Origin of the sequence: Paraburkholderia sp. Cpub6 (assembly GCF_014201065.1) — a bacterium.
In the GTDB taxonomy this organism is placed as follows: Bacteria; Pseudomonadota; Gammaproteobacteria; order Burkholderiales; family Burkholderiaceae; genus Paraburkholderia; species Paraburkholderia tuberum.
This window is the reverse complement of sequence record NZ_JACHDM010000001.1, coordinates 146,081-170,384: the sequence shown is the minus strand read 5'-3', so window position 1 is coordinate 170,384 and position 24,304 is coordinate 146,081. Positions and strand designations below refer to the sequence as shown.

Annotated in this window: 17 protein-coding genes; 10 read left to right on the top strand and 7 right to left on the bottom strand. The window is 61.4% G+C overall.

Annotated features, from left to right (window positions below; all coding sequences use genetic code 11):
• Positions 1-378 precede the first annotated feature (378 nt).
• Complete coding sequence (locus tag HDG33_RS00780; RefSeq protein WP_184022813.1) at positions 379-1,329, top strand: cupin domain-containing protein; 951 nt, start codon at positions 379-381, stop codon at positions 1,327-1,329.
• On the opposite strand, the gene HDG33_RS00775 is transcribed toward HDG33_RS00780, so the two are convergent.
• Entirely contained in the window at positions 1,320-2,282 is a 963-nt protein-coding gene (locus HDG33_RS00775) for a LysR family transcriptional regulator (protein ID WP_090803531.1), read from the bottom strand. The genes HDG33_RS00780 and HDG33_RS00775 overlap by 10 nt on opposite strands.
• A gap of 708 nt (positions 2,283-2,990) precedes the next feature.
• Here HDG33_RS00775 and HDG33_RS00770 point away from each other — a divergent pair.
• Together HDG33_RS00770 and HDG33_RS00765 are read left to right on the top strand one after the other, a co-directional pair.
• The gene (locus tag HDG33_RS00770) at positions 2,991-4,106 is read left to right on the top strand and encodes a beta-propeller fold lactonase family protein (protein ID WP_184021262.1); all 1,116 of its coding nucleotides are present in this window, start codon (positions 2,991-2,993) and stop codon (positions 4,104-4,106) included.
• 799 nt (positions 4,107-4,905) lie between these two features.
• Positions 4,906-5,484 carry an acetate uptake transporter gene (locus tag HDG33_RS00765; protein WP_184021258.1) on the top strand — a complete coding sequence of 193 codons (579 nt, stop codon included), beginning with the start codon at positions 4,906-4,908 and terminating at the stop codon, positions 5,482-5,484.
• Positions 5,485-5,917: 433 nt separating this feature from the next.
• Here the strand turns inward: HDG33_RS00765 and HDG33_RS00760 are convergent, their stop codons facing one another.
• A complete protein-coding gene (locus tag HDG33_RS00760; RefSeq protein WP_184021255.1) occupies positions 5,918-6,340 on the bottom strand; it encodes an ACT domain-containing protein in 423 nt (140 codons plus the stop codon).
• A gap of 286 nt (positions 6,341-6,626) precedes the next feature.
• Between HDG33_RS00760 and acs the strand changes: the two genes are divergently transcribed.
• Positions 6,627-8,687 carry an acetate--CoA ligase gene (gene acs, locus HDG33_RS00755; RefSeq protein ID WP_184021252.1) on the top strand — a complete coding sequence of 687 codons (2,061 nt, stop codon included), beginning with the start codon at positions 6,627-6,629 and terminating at the stop codon, positions 8,685-8,687.
• A 151-nt stretch (positions 8,688-8,838) separates the two neighbouring features.
• Here acs and HDG33_RS00750 read toward each other — a convergent pair whose 3' ends face one another.
• Complete coding sequence (locus HDG33_RS00750) at positions 8,839-10,893, bottom strand: sigma-54-dependent Fis family transcriptional regulator (protein WP_184021249.1); 2,055 nt, start codon at positions 10,891-10,893, stop codon at positions 8,839-8,841.
• A gap of 310 nt (positions 10,894-11,203) precedes the next feature.
• Here HDG33_RS00750 and HDG33_RS00745 point away from each other — a divergent pair, with 310 nt between their 5' ends.
• Complete coding sequence (locus tag HDG33_RS00745; protein WP_184021246.1) at positions 11,204-12,730, top strand: aldehyde dehydrogenase family protein; 1,527 nt, start codon at positions 11,204-11,206, stop codon at positions 12,728-12,730.
• A gap of 110 nt (positions 12,731-12,840) precedes the next feature.
• Here the strand turns inward: HDG33_RS00745 and HDG33_RS00740 are convergent, their stop codons facing one another.
• Positions 12,841-13,080: a hypothetical protein gene (locus tag HDG33_RS00740; protein ID WP_184021243.1), complete on the bottom strand. Its 240-nt coding sequence runs from the start codon at positions 13,078-13,080 to the stop codon at positions 12,841-12,843.
• 63 nt (positions 13,081-13,143) lie between these two features.
• On the opposite strand from HDG33_RS00740, the gene HDG33_RS00735 reads away from it, so the two are divergent.
• The 5 genes from HDG33_RS00735 to HDG33_RS00715 all read left to right on the top strand — a co-directional run bounded on the left by HDG33_RS00735 (position 13,144) and on the right by HDG33_RS00715 (position 19,403).
• Complete coding sequence (locus tag HDG33_RS00735; protein ID WP_184021239.1) at positions 13,144-13,395, top strand: PAAR domain-containing protein; 252 nt, start codon at positions 13,144-13,146, stop codon at positions 13,393-13,395.
• Positions 13,284-17,285: a type VI secretion system tip protein TssI/VgrG gene (locus HDG33_RS00730; protein ID WP_311548188.1), complete on the top strand. Its 4,002-nt coding sequence runs from the start codon at positions 13,284-13,286 to the stop codon at positions 17,283-17,285. Before HDG33_RS00735 ends, HDG33_RS00730 begins: the two co-directional genes overlap by 112 nt.
• 1 nt (position 17,286) lies before the next feature.
• Complete coding sequence (locus tag HDG33_RS00725; RefSeq protein WP_184021237.1) at positions 17,287-17,889, top strand: hypothetical protein; 603 nt, start codon at positions 17,287-17,289, stop codon at positions 17,887-17,889.
• Positions 17,890-18,043: 154 nt separating this feature from the next.
• Positions 18,044-18,646, top strand: coding sequence for a hypothetical protein (locus tag HDG33_RS00720; RefSeq protein WP_184021233.1), 603 nt, complete (start codon positions 18,044-18,046; stop codon positions 18,644-18,646).
• A 154-nt stretch (positions 18,647-18,800) separates the two neighbouring features.
• Positions 18,801-19,403 carry a hypothetical protein gene (locus HDG33_RS00715; protein WP_184021230.1) on the top strand — a complete coding sequence of 201 codons (603 nt, stop codon included), beginning with the start codon at positions 18,801-18,803 and terminating at the stop codon, positions 19,401-19,403.
• Between the two features lie 59 nt (positions 19,404-19,462).
• Here the strand turns inward: HDG33_RS00715 and HDG33_RS00710 are convergent, their stop codons facing one another.
• The 3 genes from HDG33_RS00710 to HDG33_RS00700 form a co-directional block, all read right to left on the bottom strand.
• Positions 19,463-21,217 carry a diguanylate cyclase gene (locus tag HDG33_RS00710; protein ID WP_184021227.1) on the bottom strand — a complete coding sequence of 585 codons (1,755 nt, stop codon included), beginning with the start codon at positions 21,215-21,217 and terminating at the stop codon, positions 19,463-19,465.
• Between the two features lie 3 nt (positions 21,218-21,220).
• Positions 21,221-22,960 (bottom strand): SulP family inorganic anion transporter, encoded by a 1,740-nt coding sequence (locus HDG33_RS00705; RefSeq protein WP_184021224.1) that lies wholly within the window; start codon positions 22,958-22,960, stop codon positions 21,221-21,223.
• Between the two features lie 114 nt (positions 22,961-23,074).
• Positions 23,075-24,103 (bottom strand): SDR family oxidoreductase, encoded by a 1,029-nt coding sequence (locus HDG33_RS00700; protein ID WP_184022811.1) that lies wholly within the window; start codon positions 24,101-24,103, stop codon positions 23,075-23,077.
• Between the last annotated feature and the right edge of the window lie 201 nt (positions 24,104-24,304).

Here is a 24,304-nt window from a genome sequence, read left to right as displayed (position 1 = left end):
AGGCTCGCCCCTTCTTGCAAACCTCATGCTTCCCCCTTCTAAAACCTTGACGGACCGCCTCAAGGCGTGAAGCGCTCGATCAGTGTCCGAAATCAAACGTCCGCTGTCGGTACGATTTCGACCCATCAACACAACCTCGTTGAACATTGCCTCCTGGCCGAACCTTGGCCGATGATGAACTGCATAGCGGCCCGGCATGAACAACCCGCCGCGCCTCGAAACCGTCGTGGCACGGTGTTCCTTTTGCGCAAAGGTGATTTCGATGTCCGGCACTTCCGGCGCCAACGCCCCGCGCCTAAAGTCAGGTCAGCCTTCGGATGCGGATCCTCACAAATGGAACCGCGCGAAGCCCCCTCAAAACTCAAAAGGAGCAAAACCATGCTGACCAGGACATCCTCCGCGCTTCTCACCAAACCGAATGTCGCCACGGAAGACGCGCAATACTTCGAATACACTTCGTCCGCCAATCCGATTGGTGCGAAGCTCATCTCGCGTGTGCCGTTCTGCAGCTTCTCGCCTTCGCTTTATGCAGACGGCGCAACCCGAGTCGTGCCGCTTGACCTGTCTGCGGAGTTGGGCTGCCCGGGTCCCGCGACCGGTCCCGGCTTGAGCGCCAACTTCCTGCGCATCAATGCGGGCGACGCGTTGACACTCGATCCCAATGCGACCTCGCAGGTCTGCTACGTCATTAGCGGAGCGGGTAGCGTGCAGCAGTCCGAAACGAGCTTCCCCTTTTCGATGGGCGATTTCTTCACGCTCCCAGGCGGCCATGCCACGGTGCTGTCCGCTGCTGCGACGGCCACGCTCTATTACGTCAATGACGCGCCACTGCTCACCTATCTTGGTACCACCGGGGTACATGCGCGCTTTGCGCCGACACGCTATCCGGCCGCCGAGGCGCAGGCAGCACTGCGCGCGGTCGCGGAACAAGCGAACGCGGATCGTCGCAACCGCATCAGCGTACTAATGGGCAACACCAACTTTCCGCAGACGCGCACGGTCACGCATGTGTTGTGGGCGATGTTCGGCATCGTGCCGCCCAACTCGGTGCAGAAGCCGCACCGGCACCAGTCGATTGCACTCGACTTCATCGCCAGCGGCAAGCCGGGTGTCTATACGCTGGTCGGAACGGAACTGGACAGGGATGGCAATATCGTGAACCCGACCCGCGTCGATTGGAAAACGGGGATGGCATTCGTCACGCCGCCGGGACACTGGCATGCGCATTTCAACGAAACGAACGAAAACGCCTATGTGATTCCGATCCAGGATGCAGGCTTGCAGACTTACCTGCGCACGCTAGACATCCGCTTCGCCCATCAAGGCTGACGCTCCAGTGCGAGTCCGTCGTCCCAGTACGGCGGCTCGCCAAACGCCTCGGCATAGAAATCCACGAAGGCGCGCACCTTCGACGAGACGATCTTCTTCGGTGGGTAGACCGCCCAGACCGCGGGTTCGGCTCGTCCGGTGCGTGCTTCCCATTCCGGTAGCACGTGCTGCAAGCGTCCTCCGCGCAGGGCCGTAGAGGCGAGCCATGTCGGCAGGAGCGCCACGCCACAACCGGCCACGGCGAGCGCGAGCACGGCTTCGGAGTCGTCAGCGCGCAAGCGCCCCTGCAACTCCACCAGCACCTGCTCCTGTTCTTGCGACGCCCGCGCGTCCGCGGTGACCAGCGTGAAATACCATTTGTCGTCCGGGACCAGGGACACGCGAAGCGCATCGCGCGCGGCCAGATCGCCAGGCACACGCGGTGTGCCGCTACGCGCGAAATACGCCGGGCTGCCACAGACGATACGACGATGCGGTGCCAGGCGCCTCGCCATCAATGACGAATCGGGCAGCACGCCGGTACGGATCGCCACATCAATGCCCGCATCGATCATGTTGAGCGTTTCGTCCGTAGAGACGATGTCGAGGTCGATATCAGGATAGCGCGCCATGAAGGCCGGCAGATGCGGCACGATGTGCAGGCGGCCGAATGCCGGTGGCATTGTCACGCGCAGCACGCCTTGTGGCGTGCGATTTAGCGACGACGTCACTTCGCGCGCGTCATCGAGTGCTTGCAACGCTAACAATGCGTGTTCACGAAACAGCCGGCCGCCTTCTGTCAGGACGAGGCCGCGCGTCGACCGGTTGAATAGGGCGATGCCCAGATCTCTTTCGAGTTCGCTTACGTAGCGGGAGACAGTCGAGGTCTTGACTGACAGTGCATTGGCCGTCTTGCTGAAGCTCTGCAGTTCCGCTGCGCAAACGAAGGCCCGTACTGCGGCGAAGTAGTCCATAAACTGTCTGACGTGGATGGGATTACCTGGCTTTTGCCGAGACCGGTAGTGTACTGCCCCGGCGCGGCCAGCGTGATGAGGAGTCGATCACGTCGTGAAAGCTACCGCGTTTAGATGCAAGGTCCGCTTCATGAGAACCGCGGTCGTTTGTTGCAGGTCCGCGAGTGTCGCTCGTTCCCCGGCTGCAGCCCGGCAGCGATTGGCAGCACTTATTGGCGGATCAGTCATACCTTGCCGGGATTTAACGGCATCGGGAGCACCCGTCAAAAAATGTTCATGGTCAAGCGGCCCAGATGGACTATATACAAACGAGGGGCGGCGAATGGCTGTACGTCCAACGAAAACCGCCCTTGACTCAGGTCCGCGAGAGCCGCAGTCAAGCCGAACGGAGATGTACGACGCCGAATAGTCGCGACCCGTCTTTTCCCACATAGACCGGTCAGTGGATCGCAGCGTTAGCGTCATTGCCGGGGGCGATGCGCTCCCGGCCAATCCACCGCTGCCCGATGTTCCCTGTTCGACCTCCTTAACCACCGTGTAGTAAACGCGACAAGGGGTGAAGTAATGAAACAGCTCGCGAACTGGGTAACGCTCTTGCAGGTCTGCCTGTAGACCAATTTATCAAGGAGGTAACGTACAGCTACCTGCTCTGCCCACTCGTCCATCCGACGTCACCCATTCGCTCGTCGCTCACGCAAGGAGTACGCCATGTCATTTATCACGTGCCGTTTAACGTTTCTATTGCGAATCATCGCGTTCGCGACGGCGTTAGGATTCGCTTCAATCAGCATTGCGCAAGCCGATTCGGAGGTCGATCCGCCAGGAGCGGTTTACGTTCTGTCAAACCAGCCGTCCGGGAACTCGGTTCTTGTCTATTCGCGCGCTGCCAACGGAATACTGAACTACGAGGCCACGTACTCAACTGGCGGTAAAGGAGCAGGCACGGGAGCCGATCCACTAGGCTCGCAGGGTTCCCTAACGTTGGCAGCGGGCTTTCTCTTCGCCGTGAATCCGGGCAGCAATGATGTTTCGCTGTTCGCGGTCGACGGCAGCAAACTGACGCTGCTCGACAGAAAACCATCGGGCGGTCAAATGCCCGTCAGCGTGACAGTGAAGGGGCCCATCGCGTATGTGCTCAATGCCGGAGGCACACCGAACATCAATGGCTTTATCGTCGACGCGCTCGGCAAGCGTCTCGTTCCATTACCAGGCTCACAACGACCACTTGCCGGCGGAAACTCCGCCCAGCCCGCGCAAGTGAAGTTTGCGCCGGAAGGCAACGAACTGCTCGTGACCGAAAAGGGCACACAACTCATTGACACGTATTATGTCGGCTTCACCGGCTACGCCTCGAAGACTCCAACCCCCCATGCGTCAAACGGCGTCACGCCGTTCGGGTTTTCCATCACGACCCGGGGTTACGCGATCGTCTCAGAGGCCGGGTCTGGTTCTGTTTCCTCATATGAGGTCGAGGACAGCAAACATCTGACTTCGATCAGTGCAGCAATTCCCTTGGGCCAGAGCGCCCCTTGCTGGCTTGTCACCACGGGCGATGGACGTTTTGCCTACACGGCCAATGCCGGGAGCGACTCGATCAGCAGTCTGCGGATCGCGGCGGACGGTACAGTGCGCTTGCTCAATCCGACTGCAGGCACACTCAGCGCTCCCCTTGACATGGCGCTCAGTGGTCACAGCAAATTCCTCTACGTTCGTGAAGGTAACGGCGCTGTAGGTGGCTTTCGCGTGATGCCAGACGGAACACTCGAGCCAGTTGGCTCAGTCACCGGCGTACCGCCGGGGGCACAAGGGATCGCGGCGCGCTAGACACATCTCCCCCCGCGCGGGGAGATGTGCACGCGGGATCATGCTTTCGTATCCCTGTATCGGCAGCCTTCGCGCAAGAACGTTGCCGGTACCGCTGAGCACCCGCCGTCCACCTTGATCCGATTGAAATCGAGGCTCCCGGTCAAGCAGGTGTTAGGTGAGTCCAAACGGGCGACGGTGCGCGAGTCGAATCCCATCACTTTCTTCAAGGCTTCCGGGAGTCACATTGACGCCCGGCCCTCCCATGGCGGAGCTCTGGGAAGTGGCCGCGTGGGCCGCGGCGCTGAGCAACCTTTGGCCGCCGTCCGCGACCGGCCGGTATGGCGAAATCAAAGGCGATTCGCCTGCGGTTCGCGACTGTCCCTTCATGGCCGAACCCGGTCCGATAGCTGAATTGAGAACCGCTTGCCGGCCCGCAGCGAATGATCGTCGCAAGTCGACCCCGATCCGGCCGGTTGGCACGGGTGCGGCCAAGAGGCCGCTTTTGAGTGCCCAACCGACGCTCGAACGCCATTGACCCGCTTTCGATCACGTTCATACGGGTAGCGACACGCTGCGTCTATCTGGCGGTCATCCTCCAGCCAGATCAGTACCATCCGATTCGGCGAGCGGCGCAACGCATCCTACACTTAAGTTGAACCGCGCAGGCTTGCACGTGGCTGCGCCACAAATTGGGCCGAACGCATATTGCGCTGATGGCCATCGATAGCGAGCATGGCGCGGTCGCGTTCGGCGGCGACCGAGGGATTGGTATCGCCTCCGGATATGTCTCAGAGGCTAACCACCAAGGAGGCGGTTTATGAACAGTAAGTTAGCCAACCCGGCGCCGCTCGGGCTCGCTGGATTCGCATTCACCACATGGATGCTCAGCATGGTGAACGCCGGCTGGTTCGACAAGGATGCCTTGGGGCTCGTGCTGGCGCTAGCGTTCGCTTTCGGCGGCACGGCGCAGATGATCGCGGGCGTGCTCGAATTTCCACGCGGCAATACGCTAGGCACAGTGGCGTTCCTCAGTTACGGCGCCTTCTGGTGGTCCTTTGCGCTGTTTGTCGCGTTCCTGGGCACCAAGGTGCCTGAGGCCTTCATCGGCTGGTATCTGTTTGTGTGGGGGGTCTTCACGTTCTACATGTGGTTCGGCTCGCTGCACACGAGTACGTCTGTGCAACTGGTGTTTCTCTCGCTGTGGATCACTTTTCTACTGTTGGCGATCGGCGCATGGACAGGTATGGGCGTTGCCACGCGGGCCGGCGGCTATGTAGGCTTGATTACCGCTCTACTGGCGTTCTATGCTTCGGCGGCGATGGTGATCAACGAAAGCTTCGGACACACCGTGCTTCCGACACACGACTGGGCACAAGCCCATCCGCGAGCGGCCTAGCCACTCGGCGCGGGTCGGCCGGCGTGCAGCAAGCGCGCCGGCCAGTCAGGCCTGCGGTGCTCCATGGAGACGGAGACCAAGTCTGAGTCGAGGCGATGGATCGCCGTTCGATGGAGGTACTCTGATGTTCGAACGAATACCCCTGACAATTCGCGCTATCGGCGGGCGTGATCACTGGCCGGCTCTACGACGTCGTAAACGTGTCAGGGCGCTGCTCTAATAGCGTCCCACGGCCGGCGCGGCACGCAAGCACTCCTTTTGGCAACGAAACGCAAAAGGTGCTAACACACAGCAAGATACCAGCGCTGGTATATCGGGGCCGGTGAACAAATTCGGGGCGTCGGCAGCATGTCGCCTTCGTCTTGTCTGAGAAGTGGGCCATGCCGAGCACACGGCATTGCGGCACCCGCTGCTGTCGCGGCGGCGCAACGTCCTACGCCTGCTGCAAAATCTCCATTGCACGAATCGTGTCGCCCAGCGCGTCCATTGCCAGGTAGGCAACGAACTGTGTGCCGATAGCGGCAGCCGAAACGCCGCGAAGGTTGATTCCCCCGGTAGCCAACTTTTGGGTCAACTCTGCAATGATGCCCGGCCGGTCGGGGCCCATCACCCGCACCGAGTGAAGACTCGGGAGGACGTTGAACCCCACCTGCGAGGCGGCACGAATTTCTCGGTCGTTCTGAAGCGGCGCGAGAAACACGACTGCCTTCCCCGGTGCTTCCTCAGTTCGACGGGAGATGATGAATTGCAGGTTCGCTCCGGCATCTCGCAGGACACTTAACACTTCGGCGAGACCGCCGGGCCTGTCCTCGATTGTGGCCGCCCATACATCGACACGTTCAACGAGCAGATCCATGGCGCCTCTCCCGTTTGATGAACCCCAATGAAAATTTAGTTCAGGGTTGACCGACCGGCAAGTCAACGCTCGTCGTCGCGCTAACACCATTGGCCCTCGGGATGCAGCTCTTTGACAGGGAATACGTTGCTTGGCATTGCATCCGCCCTGGCCTTAAATTCGTTATGCAGCGCACGGACTGTCGCGCCTGGTGTCCAGACCCATGAGACAAGTCGAAAGACGCGCTGCCGCGGGTAGCGTGGGACACTTCGTGTCCTTGGGCACCTAGAAGCAAGGAGGAACTGTCATGTCACGAGACAAGTCATCGCGCCGCGCTTCCGCAGAGCAACAAGCGGCCGAGGTTTCCGAGGCGCAAATCGCCGTGCACTGGCCTGAAGAGGAATATTTCCCGCCGCCCGCCTCGTTCATCGCCCAAGCCAATCTGACAGACGCGGGAGTGTTCGCACGTTTCTCTCTCGACAAATTCCCCGAGTGCTTCAAGGAGTTCGCGGACCTTCTCGACTGGTACAGGTACTGGGACACGATGTTCGACGCGAGCAATCCTCCGTTCTGGCGCTGGTTCGTCGGTGGTCGGATCAATGCCTGCTACAACTGCGTGGATCGTCACCTCGCCGCCTACCGGAACAAGGCCGCGATCCATTTCGTGCCAGAGCCCGAGGACGAGACGGTCCAGCATGTCACCTACCAGGAACTTTATGTCCGCGTAAGCGAGTTCGCGGCCATGCTACGCGACTTCTGCGGTCTAAAAGCCGGTGACCGGGTTACTCTCCATATGCCTATGGTGGCGGAGCTGCCCATCACGATGCTCGCCTGCGCCCGGCTCGGGGTGATTCACTCGCAGGTATTTAGCGGCTTCAGCGGCGCGGCCTGCGCCGACCGCATCCTGGATTCCGAGAGCCGTCTGCTGATTACGATGGACGCTTACTGGCGTGGCGGCAAGTTGATCGATCACAAGGAAAAAGCCGACACCGCGTTCGCCGAAGCTGCGGGGAAGGGTCACCAGGCCGAGAAGGTTCTGATCTGGCAGCGGTATCCGGGCAAGTATTCGAGTCCGACGCCGCTGGTGGAAGAACGCGATGTCATCGTCAACGACGCCCTCAAGGCGTTCCGCGGCAAACGTGTCGAGCCCGTGCAGATGCCCGCTGAGGCACCGCTATTCCTCATGTATTCGAGCGGTACCACGGGCCGCCCCAAGGGGTGCCAGCATTCCATTGGAGGCTATCTCGCCTACGTCGCCTGGACATCGAAATACATCCAGGACATCCACCCCGAGGACGTGTATTGGTGCATGGCCGACATCGGCTGGATTACCGGTCACTCCTACATTGTCTACGGCCCGCTCGCGCTCGCGGCCTCGTCGGTCGTGTACGAAGGCGTGCCCGTCTACCCCGATGCCGGGCGACCTTGGCGAATTGCCGAAAACCTCGGCGTCAATATCTTCCACACGTCGCCGACTGCGATCCGCGCACTGCGGCGCAGCGGACCGGACGAACCCGCGAAGTACAGCTATCACTTCAAGCACATGACGACCGTGGGCGAACCCATCGAGCCCGAAGTCTGGAAGTGGTATCACCGGTCTGTCGGGAAGGGCGAGGCCGTCATTGCCGACACGTGGTGGCAAACTGAAACGGGCGGGTTCCTTTGCAGCACGGTGCCGGCGTTGCACAAGATGAAGCCCGGCAGTACCGGTCCGGGAATACCTGGCATTCATCCGGTGATTTACGACGACGCCGGTAATGAACTTGCAAGCGGTTCCGGCAAGGCGGGCAACATCTGTATTCTCAATCCGTGGCCCGGCGCGTTTCAGACCATTTGGAGAGCCCCGGAGCGCTACGTGAAAACGTACTATGCCCGCTACTGCCGGGATCCCAAGAGCAAGGACTGGCGCGACTGGCCCTACATGGCGGGAGACGGTGCTGTCGACGCTGCGGACGGCTACTTCCGGATTCTCGGTCGTATCGACGACGTGATCAACGTCGCCGGCCATCGCCTCGGTACCAAAGAAATCGAGTCAGCCGCCCTGCTTGTCCCCGAAGTCGTCGAAGCGGCTGTCGTGCCGGTCGCCGACGAGATCAAGGGCAGAGTGCCCGAACTGTATGTTTCGTTAAAGCCCGGAGTGGAAGCTTCGGAGGAGCTTGCAAAGCGGGTCACAAACTCGGTGGTCGATCGGATCGGAGCCATCGCGAAGCCGCACCGGGTGGTCATTGTTCCGGACATGCCCAAGACCCGGTCGGGCAAGATCATGCGGCGCGTGCTCGCAGCACTTTCAAACCATCAAGACCCCGGAGACGTATCCACGCTGGCTAACCCGGAGGTCGTTGACAGTCTGCGGGAGCTCGTGAAGTAATGGGGGCTACGTCCATGATCATCACGCGACGCGCGCGGCGGGCGGGCGGCCATCGGGCGCCGCAGCCTTCGTCACCCATGTGACTCGACTCATAGGGAAAACTGGCCGGTCACCGCGGCCATTATCGATTGGTCCTGCGAAAACTCCCGCGTCAATCCTTTTCCGCCACCCGCCCCGGCTGCACAGCCGGCATCCTGCGATAGATCGTGTTCCGCGAGACCCCGAGCGCACGCGCCGCGGCAGACACGTTTCCGCCGTGGCGCGCCAGCGTCATCGCAACCACAGAGGTGGCAACCTCCTGCAGCCGAGCACCGTCGGGCAGCGACGCATCGCCAGCAGCAGGGGCATCCGCAGCCGAACCGGCCGAAATGGCTGAAGAGCTCGAAGCGGCCGACGCAGCAGAGTCGCCCTGTCCAACCTCGCCATCGCCGCAACCCGCGCCCCCCACATCATCCAAAAAATCATCCGGCAAATGCTCCCACCGAATCAGCCCATCCTCATCCACCATCGCCGCCGCAGTCCGCAGCAGATTAGCCAGTTGCCGACAGTTACCCGGCCACGCATGTCGCCCGAACACCGCCATCACATCAGCCGCAACGCTGAGCGCCTGGCGCCCCCCGCTTTCGACTGATTCCCACCGCAACATCTTTTGAACGACGACCGCGAGATCGCTCCGCTCACGCAACGCCGGCAACCGAACCGCAAGCCCGTTGATCCGATAGTAAAGATCCTCACGAAACTGGTTCTGCGCGATCATCTCGCGCAAGTTGCGGTGGGTCGCGCAAATAATGGAGACATCGACAGAAACCGCCCGCGTCGCCCCAAGCGGCGTCACAACCCGCTCCTGCAAAACACGCAGCAACCGCACCTGCAACGAATACGGCATATCCCCGATCTCATCGAGAAACAGCGTGCCTCCATTCGCCTGCATCAGCTTGCCGATCGCCCCTTTACGCCGCGCGCCGGTAAACGCACCCTCTTCATGCCCGAATAGCTCAGATTCGATCAGCGACTCCGGAATCGAAGCACAGTTAACCGCAACAAACGGCCCATCACCTCGCGGCGAATCGTTATGAATCGCCTGCGCGAGCAACTCCTTGCCGGTACCGGTCTCGCCGGTGATCAGAATCGGAATATCCTTGCCGAGCACCTTGCGAACCTTCGCGATCAGTGCGGACACACGAGCATCGCCAGTATCGAGATCGCTGAGCCGCGACAGTCCCGCAGCCGGCTGACGCGCGTTTGCACATACCGGTCGCGGTGCGGCGACACCTTGCACATCCACCGCCCCACGCCCCAGCCCAAACGACGCCCGCCTGAACTGCCCGCGCGCGCAAACCACCGCACCGTTGTGCAGATTCAGCATCAGATGCGGCGCGACGCCATGCGTCAACCGGTCGATCAATTGCGCATACGAGATCTGAAATAGCGACGACAGCGTATGCGCGCGCAACGCAGCAAGCGACAAGCCCAACTGAAACTGCGCACTCCGATTGGCAGACAGAAAGCGACCATCATCGGTAAACGCAATGATCCCTTCCATCAGCGTGCCGAGAAATTCCGGCCGGCCGTGGAAAGACACTTGCAGGACATCGCGAAACGCAGTCGAAAACAGATGGTTTTCGATCATCTGCACCGACATCTTCGCGAGTGCCGTCGTGTGCTGGTGATAGCTGCGGTGGTCGCCCGTCACGTCGAGCACGCCGATCAGATCGCCGTACGGATCGAGAATCGGCACACTCGAACAGGTCAGGAAGCGGTTCGCCGCCAGATAGTGCTGATCGCCATGAACGACCATCGCACACCCCTCGGCCAGCGAGGTACCGATCGCGTTGGTCCCCTGACGATCCTCGGCCCAGTTCGCGCCAGGCCGCAACGCCACTTTTTCCGCGCGATGCAGAAAGTCGTCGTCGCCGATCGAATGCAGGATCAACCCTTCGGCGTTGGTCAGCACGATCATGCTTTGCGTGTTGACGATCTGCTCGCGCAGCGTCTCCATGACCGGCATCGCATGCGCGCACAGCACCAGGTTCTGTTCGCGCTTCAGCGCGAGTCCCGTGTCGGACAGGATGTCGTAATCCGGCCGGATCGATGCGCGCAGGCCGAACGTCTCGGAGCGTTCGTGGGCTTTCTGGATCGCCGGTGCGGGCCAACCTTTGGAGCGGTTAGCCGCCGCCACGCTGAGCGGATGAACGTCGTCGCGCATTGTCTCCTCCTGAATGCGCCCGGGTCGTGCCGGACGCTTTGATGCGTGTCAACAGAATACTCCCTTTGCCAGTCCGCCCGACGCGTGCGGCGACCCCGCGCGGGCCCGCATCCTTGATCTGCGTCAGCGTCGGCCGGATCTGCGGCGTTTCTGAACACCGGCAGCCCGCGCAACTGTTCCGAAACTGAACACTTCCGCCATGCAGCTCACCGCAATCCCTGAAATATCCCACTTCGATGCATTGGTACGGTTCGTGCCTGATGTGGTCCCGCGCAGTCACCCGATCACCATCACAAAACGGAGACAAGTGATGAATCCATTTGACCTGAAAGCCCTCGGCATCGACATCGAGTATCCCTATCGCCAGCGTTACGAAAACTACATCGGCGGCAAGTGGGTACCGCCGGTCGGCGGCGACTATTTCGACAACGTGTCGCCGATCAACGGGCAGCCGTTTTGTCGCGTGCCTCGTTCGAACGCTGCCGATATCGACCTCGCCATCGACGCCGCGCACGCAGCGCGCCGCAAATGGGCGAAGACGTCGGTGACAGAGCGCGCGAACCTGCTGCTGGCGGTGGCCGAGCGCATGGAGAAGAATCTGAAGCTGCTAGCGGTGGCCGAGACGATCGACAACGGCAAGCCGCTGCGCGAAACGATGGCCGCGGACCTGCCGCTCGCCGTCGATCATTTCCGCTATTTCGCGGGCTGCATCCGCGCGCAGGAAGGCGGCATCTCGGAGATCGACGACAACACGGTCGCTTATCACTTTCACGAGCCGGCTGGGGTGGTCGGTCAGATCATCCCGTGGAATTTTCCGCTGCTGATGGCCGCATGGAAGCTCGCGCCCGCGCTCGCGGCCGGCTGCTGCGTCGTGATGAAGCCGGCCGAGCAGACGCCGGCTTCGATACTCGTGCTGATCGAACTGATCGGCGACCTGTTCCCCGCCGGGGTCATCAACATCGTCAACGGCTTCGGCAAGGAAGCGGGCGAAGCGCTCGCCACCAGCAAGCGCATCGCGAAGATCGCGTTCACCGGCTCGACGCCGGTCGGCAAGCGCATCCTGCACGCAGCCGCGGACAACCTGATCCCGTCGACGGTCGAACTCGGCGGCAAGAGCCCGAACATCTTCTTCGCCGACGTGCTCGATCGCGACGACGCGTTCCTCGACAAGGCGCTCGAAGGTCTCGCGATGTTCGCGCTGAATCAGGGCGAAGTGTGCACGTGCCCGTCGCGCGTGCTGGTTCAGGAGTCGATTTACGAGCGCTTCATCGAGAAGGCGATCGCCCGGGTGGAACGCATCAAGGCTGGCCATCCGCTGAACCTCGAAACGATGATCGGTGCGCAGGCATCGCAGCAGCAGCTCGACAAGATCCTGTCGTATATCGACATCGGCCGGGACGAAGGGGCGCGGTGCCTCGTCGGCGGCGAGCGCGCAACGCCTGGCGCCGGCCTCGGCGAGGGTTTCTACGTGAAGCCGACGATGCTGTTCGGCAACAACGATATGCGTGTGTTCCAGGAGGAGATCTTCGGGCCGGTCGCCTCGGTGATGACGTTCAAGGACGAACAGCAAGCGATCGAACTCGCGAACGAAACGTACTATGGCCTGGGCGCGGGCGTGTGGACTCGCGACGGTACCCGCGCTTACAAGATGGGACGCGAGATCGAGGCGGGACGCGTGTGGACCAACTGCTATCACCTGTATCCGGCGCATGCGGCCTTCGGTGGCTACAAGCAGTCGGGGATCGGGCGCGAAACACACAAGATGGCGTTGTCGAACTATCAGCAGACGAAGTGTCTGCTGGTCAGCTATCAGGCGGAGGCGCTGGGATTCTTTTAAGCGAAGGGCGCGTCGTCTATGGACGGCGCGTGCCGAAGAATGCAGCCGTGCGGCGTGGTGGCCGCTCCGGCTGCATCAATCGATGCGAAATCACGAAGTCCCCTCAGACCTCAGCCCGCCTCGACTTCTCCCCCAAAGCCGCATTCCGTCATCAGTCTTTCTAAAGCCGGAAGCATCCGCTCGCGAACCCACGAAAGCACTTCAACTAGCGACTCGCCTTTTGCGTCGTTCTCGGCGTCAATTGAATAGGAGTGCGTGTACATAGTGGGGATGCTTCTTCTGGAAGCTGTCAGATCTCGTTCGCCCGACAAATCAAACAAATTGCCTATATAGGCTAAAAATTCATCCAATTCCGAATGCTCCTGGTTGCCCCGCTCCCGATACTGTCGTTTGCACATAACAGGGGATGACCGATGAAGAACGGCAACGGCCAGCCGATGATCCGGCTCGCAGACAAGACGACGCACGACGGCACGGTCATCGAGGCCGCGACAGACCTCATGCACATGGGCATCCCGGTTGCACTCGATGGACACGGCGTCGAGTGTCCGAGGTGTGGCGGTGTCTATCCGATCATCGCGACCGGCCAGCGAACCCACAACGGCAAGCGGGTCAGCCAAGGCGGCGACAGGACGGGCTGCGGCGCGATCCTGATCGCTTCATGATCGCTTCCCGATTGCCACGAAACACCGAGCTCCTTGCACGCATGGTCGAACCCGCACAGGACCGCACGCTAGGTCTTTCCAGTGACGCACTACCCACGTGGGGCAATGAGCCTTTGCTGGCTCCGCTGCGCCTGCGCGGCACCGAATCCCTGGGCAAGCTCTATCGATACACGCTCGATGTGGCGACGATCGAAAGTCCGACGCTCGGATTGTGGCAAGCACAGGAACTGGTCGTACCCGATAACCTGATTGGCAAAGTCATCGACATTTCGATCGCGTTCGACGGGAACGGATTGTTCGGTCAACAGGAGTTGGAATCCGGTGACGTGGCACACGCGGGCGCGGGCCCCCGCACGATTTCGGGCCTCGTCACAGGCATGAAACAGACCGGCACCGACGACCGGCGCGCCCATTACCGCTTCGTCGTGCGCCCCTGGCTGTGGCTGGCCACGAAGAACCGCGAGAGCAGGATCTTTCAGGACGCGAGCGTGGTGGACATCACCGACCGGATACTCAAGGAGCGTTATCACTTTCCGGTCGTGATGGAGTTGGGCGCGACCGGTCTGTGCGAAGGCTACCCAAAGCGGGACCATGTCCGGCAGATGTGGGAATCCGATTTCGAATTCCTCACGCGGATCTGGAGAGAATGGGGAATCTACTATCTGTTCGACGGAATGACGCTGGTACTGTGCGATTCGCCCGGCTCGCACAAACAGCACGACAACGGCTACGACACTATCCGCTATCACGCGCCTGACAGCCGGCACGTCGACGAAGAACACATTCACACGCTCGAGGTCTCGCGTCGGATCACGACGGGCAAGGTCAGTCTGATCGACTACGACTACACGCGCCCCGGCATGCACTTCGAGGGCGAGTACGAGAGCTTCAGCGAACGGGCCTTCGACAACATCGAGCAACACGGCTGGGGCGACTACTCGCAACCGCTCGCCGGCGCGACGGGATTGTCGGGTAGGCGAAACAACTTCCGCAATGAAGCCGAACACCTCGCGAGCGTGCGCGTCGACGCAATGCGCTGCCACCGGCTACGTCTGAAGGGCCGAGGGAATCTGCGCGGCCTGACAAGCGGGAAGACATTCTGGCTCGACAACCATCCGCAATGCGACATCAACGCCGAGTACCTGGCGGTATCGACCACACTCGACATTCGCAACGCGCCGCAGAACACACAGCCGTCCGGTAACGACACGAACGACGCGTTGCGCCAGTGCGTGACCAGCTTCGTGCTTCAGCCTGCCAATACATTCTTCAGAAACCGCCCGAAGAAAAAGCCGCGCTGCGCGGCGGAAACGGCGATCGTGGTTGGGCCCGAGCACCAGCCGATCTGGGTCGATGGATACGCGCGCGCCAAGGTGCGTTTCGTGTGGGACCGGCTTGGCCCGAAAAACGAGAACGCCAGTTGCTGGGTGCGCGTGTCGTCGCCGTGGCAAGGCAATGGCTTCGGCGCGATCTATCCGCCGCGTGTCGGTCAGGAGGTCATGGTCAGCTACCACGAAGAGGACCCGGACAAGCCGTACGTATCGGGCCGGATGATCAATGGCTGGAACCAGCCGCCCTGGAAGCTACCGGATAACCAGGCACTTTCAGGCGTCTTGAGCAGTGAGCTCAAAGGTGGCTGCGACGGCCAGACCAATCACGTCGTACTGGATGACACGCCGGGCCAACTCCAGGCACAGCTCGCCAGCGATCACGCACGCTCGCGCCTCGTGCTGGGCTACAACACGCGGGTCGTGCGCGAGGCCGGCCGACAGCAGGCACGCGGCGAAGGCTGGGAACTGGCCACCGACGCATGGGGTGTCGCGCGCGCCAACAGAGGCATGCTGATCACCACGGAGGCGCGTCGCGGCGCGACCGAGCCGGCAAAGGATCTCGGCGAGACCGTGGCGCGCCTCACGCAGGCACGCGATATCCACGAGAACCTCGCGGGTCTCGCGCGGCAGTATGAGGCACAGGAGCAACAGACCAGTCAAAGCGACGTATCGCGAGCCATCAAGGCGCAGAACGAGGCGATACGCGGCGTCGCGGCGCGTGCGGACCTTCCCTTCCCGCAACTGGGCGCGCCCGACATGGTGCTGGCCAGCGCGGCGGGGGTCGGTCTCACCGCAGCGCAAAGCACGCACGTGGCGAGTATCGAACACATCGCGCTCACAGCGGGCGGTCACGTCAGCATGGCGGCGGCGAAATCGCTGCTGGCGTCGGCGGTCAACGGCGTGCGGGTGTTCACGCAGAATCTCGGCATCAGGCTCAAGGCCGCGTCAGGCAAGGTGCGAATCGACGCGCAGAGCGATGATGTCGAGGTCATCGCGCAGCGGGTCGTCAGCATCATCAGTAGAACCGATTCGATCAATCTGATGGCCAGCAAAGAGATCGTGCTCCATGCGGGAAGCACGAAGGTGGTCATCAATTCGGAGGGGTACCGGGTCTATACGGATGGAGAGCATCGGGTCCATGCGCGTGGTCATCAAACTGACAGGCCAGCGGCGCGGCCTGTCAATGTGCCGGTAACGCCCGGAAAGCCGGGCAAGCTGGCCGCGCATCATGTTCTGATCGAACACGATACGGGCTTTGCACTGCCGAACCAGCCGTACCGGATCACGCTCGACGATGGTCAGGTGATTCAGGGCGTGACCAATGCGCGTGGAGAAACGAGTCTCGTCACGAGCAATCTGCTTGCATTCGCGACGGTTGAACTGTTCGCCGCGAGTGAACCGGACAAGGTTATTGCGGTGAGCAGAGGCGCGGTGATCAGGGAGACGAACAAGCCGTTTGCGGGCGCAGTGCCCAACGCCGAGAAACGCACCGCCAGGGTCGCAGGAAAGGCCGTGGCCTCTCCCAATCAAAGCGCGACGACGGAAGACAAGCCGCCCGAATTCGTTTCATGCGATCCGATGAACTTCGGTCTGCGCTTTCATCACTTCATCAACGGTGCGACCGAGGCTGATGCGCCGGCTGGTATGTCGATGCGCAAGGATGTTGAATATCCGGTGACCAAGGCTTATACGGCTGCGATTAAAACCGCGTTGCAGGGAATCGATTGGGCCGGGGTAAGGTGGCCGTTGACTTCCAGTTCGATAGAGACGATTCAAAACGCGGTCACGCCGCAACTGGAAATCGCGCTTGGTGCCGGGCCCTTTGGATTGCCACGACGCGATGCCGCCAACTCGGAAAAAGGTGGTGCCATGCCAAAGCTTGTCATTGTCGATCCACAGCGGGCGACGGAGTACGCCTTACGACAGGATGTCAGCGCCGCGTTCATCGGGCAGTACTGGGTTATCGCCGTCAACGAGAGCGAGATCGCGCACATCGTCGAACTCAGGGACCAGCCGGCCTCGCTGGATAACCGTCTCAGGGCATTCGCCGACACGCTATATCACGAGTCTCGCCACTGCCAACAGTACTTCTGGATGGCTTCTTTGCTTCAGCACTTTCCGGACGACTACAGAGACCTGCCGAATATCCAAACGTTGTATCGGTCGACGATGCTGAGCGAAGTCTTTGAAGTGACAGGAATCACGCCGCTACCCGACGATCATCGCGTTCACATCGGTCTGCACAGGATGCTTGTATTCCATTACTACTGGCTGATTTCCTACATGCAGGACAAGCGGGGCTGGGAGTACGTCAGGCGAGATCTCCCGAGTGCTGAAAGGAAGGTATGTGAACTGCTGAACGTCTCTGCTGAAACAGCACAAAAAATGGCGCAATTCGAAACCGGCTATAGGAGCCAACTTCATGAGGAAGATGCCTACGCCTGTGCGGAAGTGGTTCAGGCCTACTGGCGCAATCCTGGTGATCCTCTCGTTCGCAACCCCGGTACATGCACGGCTCAGTACGCCGACGCTCTCAGGACCGTCGGGGCCAGGAGCTGAGATGAGACCGACTGTGACCGACGCCCAGCGCGACATGGCCTTCAGGATATTGACCACGGCAATGGCGATCCTGCGGGACGACCAGCCCTTCGATCCCGCGCATACGATTTTCGGCCGCATTCTTGCGGCGCGGCCTGAGCGCGGCGTGGTTGGTGTTACGGAGTATTCCTTCGAGAATTCGGCATTCCCACGGACTGACATCACCGTAGTTGTGATCCCCGATCCGCTCGACCCCTCGGTCGACCGCACGAAGGTCAAGCAAGTCGTGCTGAACTTCACGATCCGTTTCAGTCCGCTATTGACAGACATTAGCCGCTCGACGCTGGAAGATCTCCTCCAGGTCGATATCGGTTACTGGGTCGACGGCAACGGCGAGCGGTGGCCCGGCAATGATATGGGAACGGCGCCACCGCAGATTCGGCTGCATAGCTATCGCTATCGTGCTTCGAATCTGCCGACGAGCCGATTTCCGGTGGATGTCGAATTTGCTTTCGGCGACCCCGACCCGAAGAATCCAGCGCCGGACGAATCGAAAACGCCGGTCCTGATGGACGTTCTCCTCAAACGCGGCTATTCCGCGATGAAACGGCAACACCGTGAATAGAGCCCGACTTGAACAGCAGGTGGCAAAGCGCCACGGCGCGCGGAAGTGGTTCAGGCCTACTGGCGCAATCCTGGTGATCCTCTCGTTCGCAATCCCGGTACATGCACGGCCCAGTACGCCGACGCCCTCAGAACAGTCGGGGCCAGGAGCTGAGATGAGACCGACTGTGACCGATGCCCAGCGCGACATGGCCTTCAGAATATTGACCACGGCAATGACGATCCTGCGGGACGACCAGCCCTTCGATCCCGCACATACGATATTCGGCTGCATTCTTGCGGCGCGGCCTGAGCACGGCGTGGTAGGCGTTACGGAGTATTCCTTCGTGAATCCGGTGTTGCCGGACACGCAAATCATCGTAGTTGTGGTACCCGATCCGCTCGACCCCTCGGCCGACCGCACGAAAATCAAGCAGGTCGTGAGGCGCTTCACGATCCGCTTCAATCCACTATTGACGGACATCAACCGCTCGACGCTGGAAGATCTCCTCCAGGTCGATATCGGCTACTGGATCGACGGCAAAGGCGAGCGGCGGCCCGGCAATGATATGGGAACCGTGCCTCCACAGATTCGTCTGCATCACTATCGCTATCGTGCTTCGGATCTGCCAACGAGCCGATTTCCGGTGGATGTCGAATTTGCTTTCGGCGACCCCGGCCCAAAGAATCCAGCTCCGGACGAACCCAAAACGCCGGTCCTGATGGACGTTCGCCTCAATCGTGACTATTCCGCGTTGAAACGGCAACACCGTGAATGAAGCCCGTCTTGAACAGCAGGTGGCAAAGCGCCACGGCGCGCGGAAGTGGTTCAGGCCTACTGGCGCAATCCTGGTGATCCTCTCGTTCGCAATCCCGGTACATGCACGGCTCAGTACACCGACGCTCTCAGGACCGTCGGGGCCAGGAACTGAGATGAGACCGACTGTGACCGACGCCCAGCGCGACATGGCCTTCAGGATATTGACCACGGCAATGGCGATCCTGCGGGACGACCAGCCCTTCGATCCCGCACATACGATATTCGGCCGCATTCTTGCGGCTGATCCCCTGCGCGGTAAAGTTGGTGGTACCGAGTATTCCTTCGTGAATCCGGCTTTCCCGCGGACGGTCATCATCGTATTTGTGATACCCGATCCGCTCGACCCCTCCGCCGACCGCACGAAAGTCAAGCAAGTCGCGACGCACTTCACGATCCGTTTCAATCCACTATTTACAGACATTAGCCGCTCGACGCTGGAAGATCTCCTCCAGGTCGATATCGGCTACTGGGTCGACGGCAACGGCGAGCGGTGGCCCGGCAACGATATGGGAACGACGCCACCGCAGATTCGGCTGCATGGCTATCGCTATCGTGCTTCGAATCTGTCAACGAGCCGGTTTCCGGTGGACGTCGAATTTGCTTTCGGCGACCCCGACCCGAACGATCCGGCGCCGGACGAACCCAAAACGCCGGTCCTGATGGACGTTCTCCTCAAACGTGGCTACTCCGCATTGAAACGGCAACACCGTGAATAGAGCCCGTCTTGAACAGCAGGTGGCAAAGCGCCGCATGTACAGAGACGACATCCGCATTTTCAGCTTTGCATGGACTCGCTTGCCACCACCCTGTTTCGCCCACCCGCCTTCGCGGCGTACAGTCGCTGGTCCGCGACCGCAATCAACCCCTCGAGGTCAAAGCAGTTATCCGAAACACTCTCCGCCACCCCGATCGATATCGTGAACCATATCTCACGGCCCGGCGCGGTGCGGGTTAATTGCGTCTCCTGAAGGACGCAGGCGTTGCGGGCGACGGCCTCGCGCACGCGCTCCGCAATCCGGGCCGCGTCGTCCGCGGTCGTATCGGGCAGCAGCACACAGAACTCCTCGCCACCCAGACGTGCCATCAGATCCCCCGGGCGCACGGCAATCCTGACCACGTTGGCCAGGTGCTTCAGGGTCTCGTCGCCGGCAGTGTGCCCCCAGTTGTCGTTGATCACCTTGAAATGGTCGATATCGATCATCAGCAGCGCGATGCGGCGCTCGTCGTTGCGCCGTGAAAGTGCGTCGAATTCCTCATTCAAACGGCGGCGGTTCGCGAGACCGGTCAGGGGGTCCGCGAGCGACAATTCCCGCAGCCGCCCGTTGAGTGCCATCTGCGTGGAAAGAAGCTGGTCGACGACAAAAAGAGTGGCCCAGAGAAGCAATGCCATCAGTATCCACACCCCGGCAAACAGCGCGCTGCTCAAGCGAACGACCGAGAAGAATACGGTCGCAGCGGATACGTAATCGGTCAATACGAGATCCGCCGTATCCAGCTTTCTGAAGAGCAGGAAGTCCTGTCCCGCACTCAACGTTCCGCTGGGTGTCCGAAACAGCGTGGAAGCAGAGAGCGTGTTCCACTGCGCCGGCAGAGTCTTCAGCCAATTCTCATCATTGACCGAGAAAGTACTTCCGCTCGTTGCAATTGGCATCCCGCTCGGGTCTATCAGAGCGTGAGTTTCATCCGCTGTGGTGTTGTTCCACAGATAGTCCTGAACGATGCGTTGCGGGACCACGAAGAATATGAGGCCGCGAACCACGTCATTACTCATCACCGCTGTCCCAAACAGCAGGCGAGGTCCTGCCGGGTTCTTGCGCCCGCGAACCGGATCGAACGTGACGTCATAGTCGAGCGGGTTCTGGTTGGCCAGCTGTAACAGGCGCGAGCTGCCGTACATTTGCAACAGCCGGACTACCTCGTCGTCGTCAATGGTTGGGTGAGCGACCACGATACCGGTCGGCGAGACATATACCGCGCGTTCGAGACCCGTGCCCATCTGGAATTGCACAGCAAACAGCCGGCTCATCATTTGGGCGAGCCGCAGGTCCTCGACAAATGTGGGTTCGTCACGGTGCAAACCAGGAGTCACCGCGAGTTGCTGTGTGCCGATACCCCGAATGGGGGCGTCGATATCGCGGACTTGAAGATTCCAGACGCGCTCGTCCTGCGCCCGGAGTACTGCCTGGAGCGAGGCATCCGGTGTTCGATCGAGCTGTGCTGTCCGGTCCGCAAGGAGCCGCTCGGCACTCTCGCGAAGAAACTGCAAGTGCTGCCTGTTATTGCGGACCGCGACATCGAGAACCCTGGCCTGAATCTCGAGCCGATGCGAACGGTTATCGAGCTCCCGGGCACGTACGAGAAAATATTGGTGTACAGCAAGAATCAACGTGACAACGAATACCACGCCGAAACACAGGATCACGGTATGCCGCGGACGTGAACTGACGCGGTCCCAAACCGTTTTCGCAGGCGTTTTAGAAGCGGACGGCAGGCGCATGCCGGCTCTCCGGTGATCCAGCTCCAGGTCCAAATACTATTCCTTCCCAACCCCCTCGACATAGCTATCAACCGCACTGCTCACCGTCGGATGAAAGCACGCATCGCCAATCAGATCCGTCAACTCGAAGCGTCTGAGCTTGTCGCGAACCGGATCCTTCACCTCTGCAAAGTGCAGCGCAATCCCGCGCTCGTCGAGCGTGCGCGTCAGTTCCCGCAGCATGTCGGCGGAGGTGACGTCCACGCTCGTCACCGGTTCGGCCGCCACCACCACACGCCGCACCGGTGCCGGCGATTCGGCGACGGCTTCCAGCAGGCGCTCCTGAAACTGCTCGGCATTCGCAAAGAACAGCGGTGCATCCCAGCGAAACAGCACGAGCCCGGGGATTCGCTGGGCATGCGGATAGCGCTGCAAGTCGTGATAGCCGCGCAAACCTTCAACGCTTCCCAGCACCGCGTAGTGCGGTCGCCAGCCGTCCCACAGAAATTCGATGACCGCGATCACCACCGCGAAGCAGATGCCGGGAATCGCACCGAACACCGCGACGCCGGCAAAGCAGGCCATCGACAGCCAGAACTCCCATTGCTGGATGCGGAAAATCCGCTTCAGGTCCGTGATCTCGAACAGACCGATCGCCGCTGCGATGACGACCGCGGCGAGCGCACTGTTGGGCAGGTAGCGCATCAGATTGGGCGCGGCCATCAGCAGCGCCGCGACCGCCAGCGCGCCGACGACGCCCGTCAGTTGCGTCTTCGCACCCGCCGCCTCGGCGACCGGCGTGCGCGACGAACTGCTGCTGATCGGGAAGCCGTGGAACAGGCCGGCCGCAAGATTGGCCGCGCCGAGCCCGACCATCTCCTGATTGGGGTCGACGCGGCTGCGAAAACGTGCCGCGAAAGTTCGCGACAGCACGCTGGTATCCGCGAACGAGATCAGCGCGACCGCGCAGCCGCCGAGCAGAATCTTGACCAGATCGGCGTCGGTGACCCACGGCAGCGCAAAGGTCGGCAGGCCTTGAGGAATCTTGCCGAGCACTTTCACACCGAGGCTATCGAGGTGCAATGCGGTTACGCACAACGTCGCGACGATTACGGCGATCAGGATGCCCGGCAGCTTTTCGAAGCGCTTGAGAAACAGGATCAGCACGAGGCTTCCAGCGCCCACCGCGAAGCTATACCAGTTGGATTTGCCGTCGGCGATGGCCTGCACGAGGCTCACGATGTCCCGCAATGGCCCGCGCTCTTCGATTGAGATGGCAAACAGTTTGGGCAGCTGACTGATCAGCACGGCGAGCGCAATGCCGTTCATATAGCCGTATCGAATGGGTTTCGACAACAATTCAGTGATGAATCCCAGCCGCAGCAAGCCCATCACGATACAGAACAGGCCGGACACGATCGCCATCATGCTGGCCGCCGCAATCGCGCGCGACGGGTCGCCCGCAGCGATTTGCACCACGACCGCCAGAATCGGAGCGGCGAGCGCGGAGTCGGGACCGAGCACGAGAATCCGGCTCGGACCGAACAGCGCATAGGCCAACAGCGGAACGATCGTCGCGTAGAGGCCGTACACGCCAGGGACGCCGGATGCCGCCGCGTAAGCGATCCCAACCGGCACCAGCATCGTGGTCAGTACCAGTCCCGCCGTCAGATCGTTCGGCAACCAGCTCAGCCGGTACGTCTTGAGCACCGTCAGTCCCGGCAGCCAGCGCATCCAGCGGCGCGCGCTGCTTACAGCAGTCTGTTCTTTGTGAGGAACTGGCCTGTTCGCTTCCATTTTTGGAATGTTCGTAGTCGAGGACGCCGCACCACGGTTTGTGGGCGGTACCGTCATTCGAAGGATAGTCCAGACATCCCGTCGGCGACAGGGATGAGGCCCACCGGCCGCGCATCAGGGGCGCTTGCGCCTCAGCAGCCACGCGACGCCCCCCGCCAGCGCCATCACTGCTGCGCCGTACACCGCATTGCGATGCCGATCGGTGAACATCTGCCCGCAGTACGCACGCGCTTCATCATCGAATCGACCATGCGAAGTGTAGTGGCCCGGCACCGGCTCGTAGAGATTCGCGGGCGCATCGGCGGGCAACGGTTCATCGGTCAATTGACCGTCGTAACCCGCCCGCGCGAGATAGCGATCGAGCAGCGCCGGCGCGATCCGGTTCGCGAGGATCGCCTTGACCGTCGACCACCCGACCCACACCTGCCGCCGTCGATGGGTGGCCGCAAAGTAGATCGCCCGTGCCGCCACTTCCGGCTGAAACACCGGCGCCACCGGCCGTGCCCTGCGCCCCGTGCGATTGAGCGCCCAGTCGAATTGCGGCGTATTGACCGCGGGCAGATCGACCATCGTCAGATGGATATCGACTCCGTCGTGCAGCAACTCGGAACGCAACGAATCGGTGAAGCCGCGCACGGCAAACTTCGCGCCGCAATAGATCGCCTGCAACGGCACCGACCGGTACCCGAGCGCCGAGCCGACATTGACGATCGTCCCGTGCCCGCACGCGCGCATCACGGGGAGCGCCGCCAGCATGCCGTTGACCTGCCCCAGATAGGTCACCTGCGTGCCGCGCTCGACATCGCGCGCGCTGAGCGCCGACACCGGCGCAAACGCGGTCGCCATCGCGACGTTGACCCAGACGTCGATGCCGCCCCACTCGCGCTTCACGCGCTGCGCCGCGCGCTCGATCGCGTCGGCATCGGCGACATCGGCCGGAATGGCGAGTGCGCGCACGCCATAGGACGCGGCGATCTCCTCGGCGGCACGAGCGAGCCGTCGCGGCTCGCGCGCGATGAGCCCAACGTCATAGCCCTGCCGCGCGAATTCGGACGCGCTCGCGCGCCCCACGCCGGCACTTGCCCCTGTAATGACGACGACGCCCTTGCGCTCGACGTCGCCGCTGCGGGTCTCGGTTTGCACCGTCACAGCGTCGCTGGCCACTTTGAACACCTCCGAGGTTGCACATCCAGTGAGGTGGTGAAGCAAAGCGCAGTCCCGACGATTCGAGCTGGGGATCTACGAATTGCGCGCGAGTCCAGCGCACGCTCGGCCGCCGGAAAAACAAATGGCCGCAGCGCGGGCTGCGGCCATCAGGTAGCGGTTTCCGAGGCTTGCGCGCAT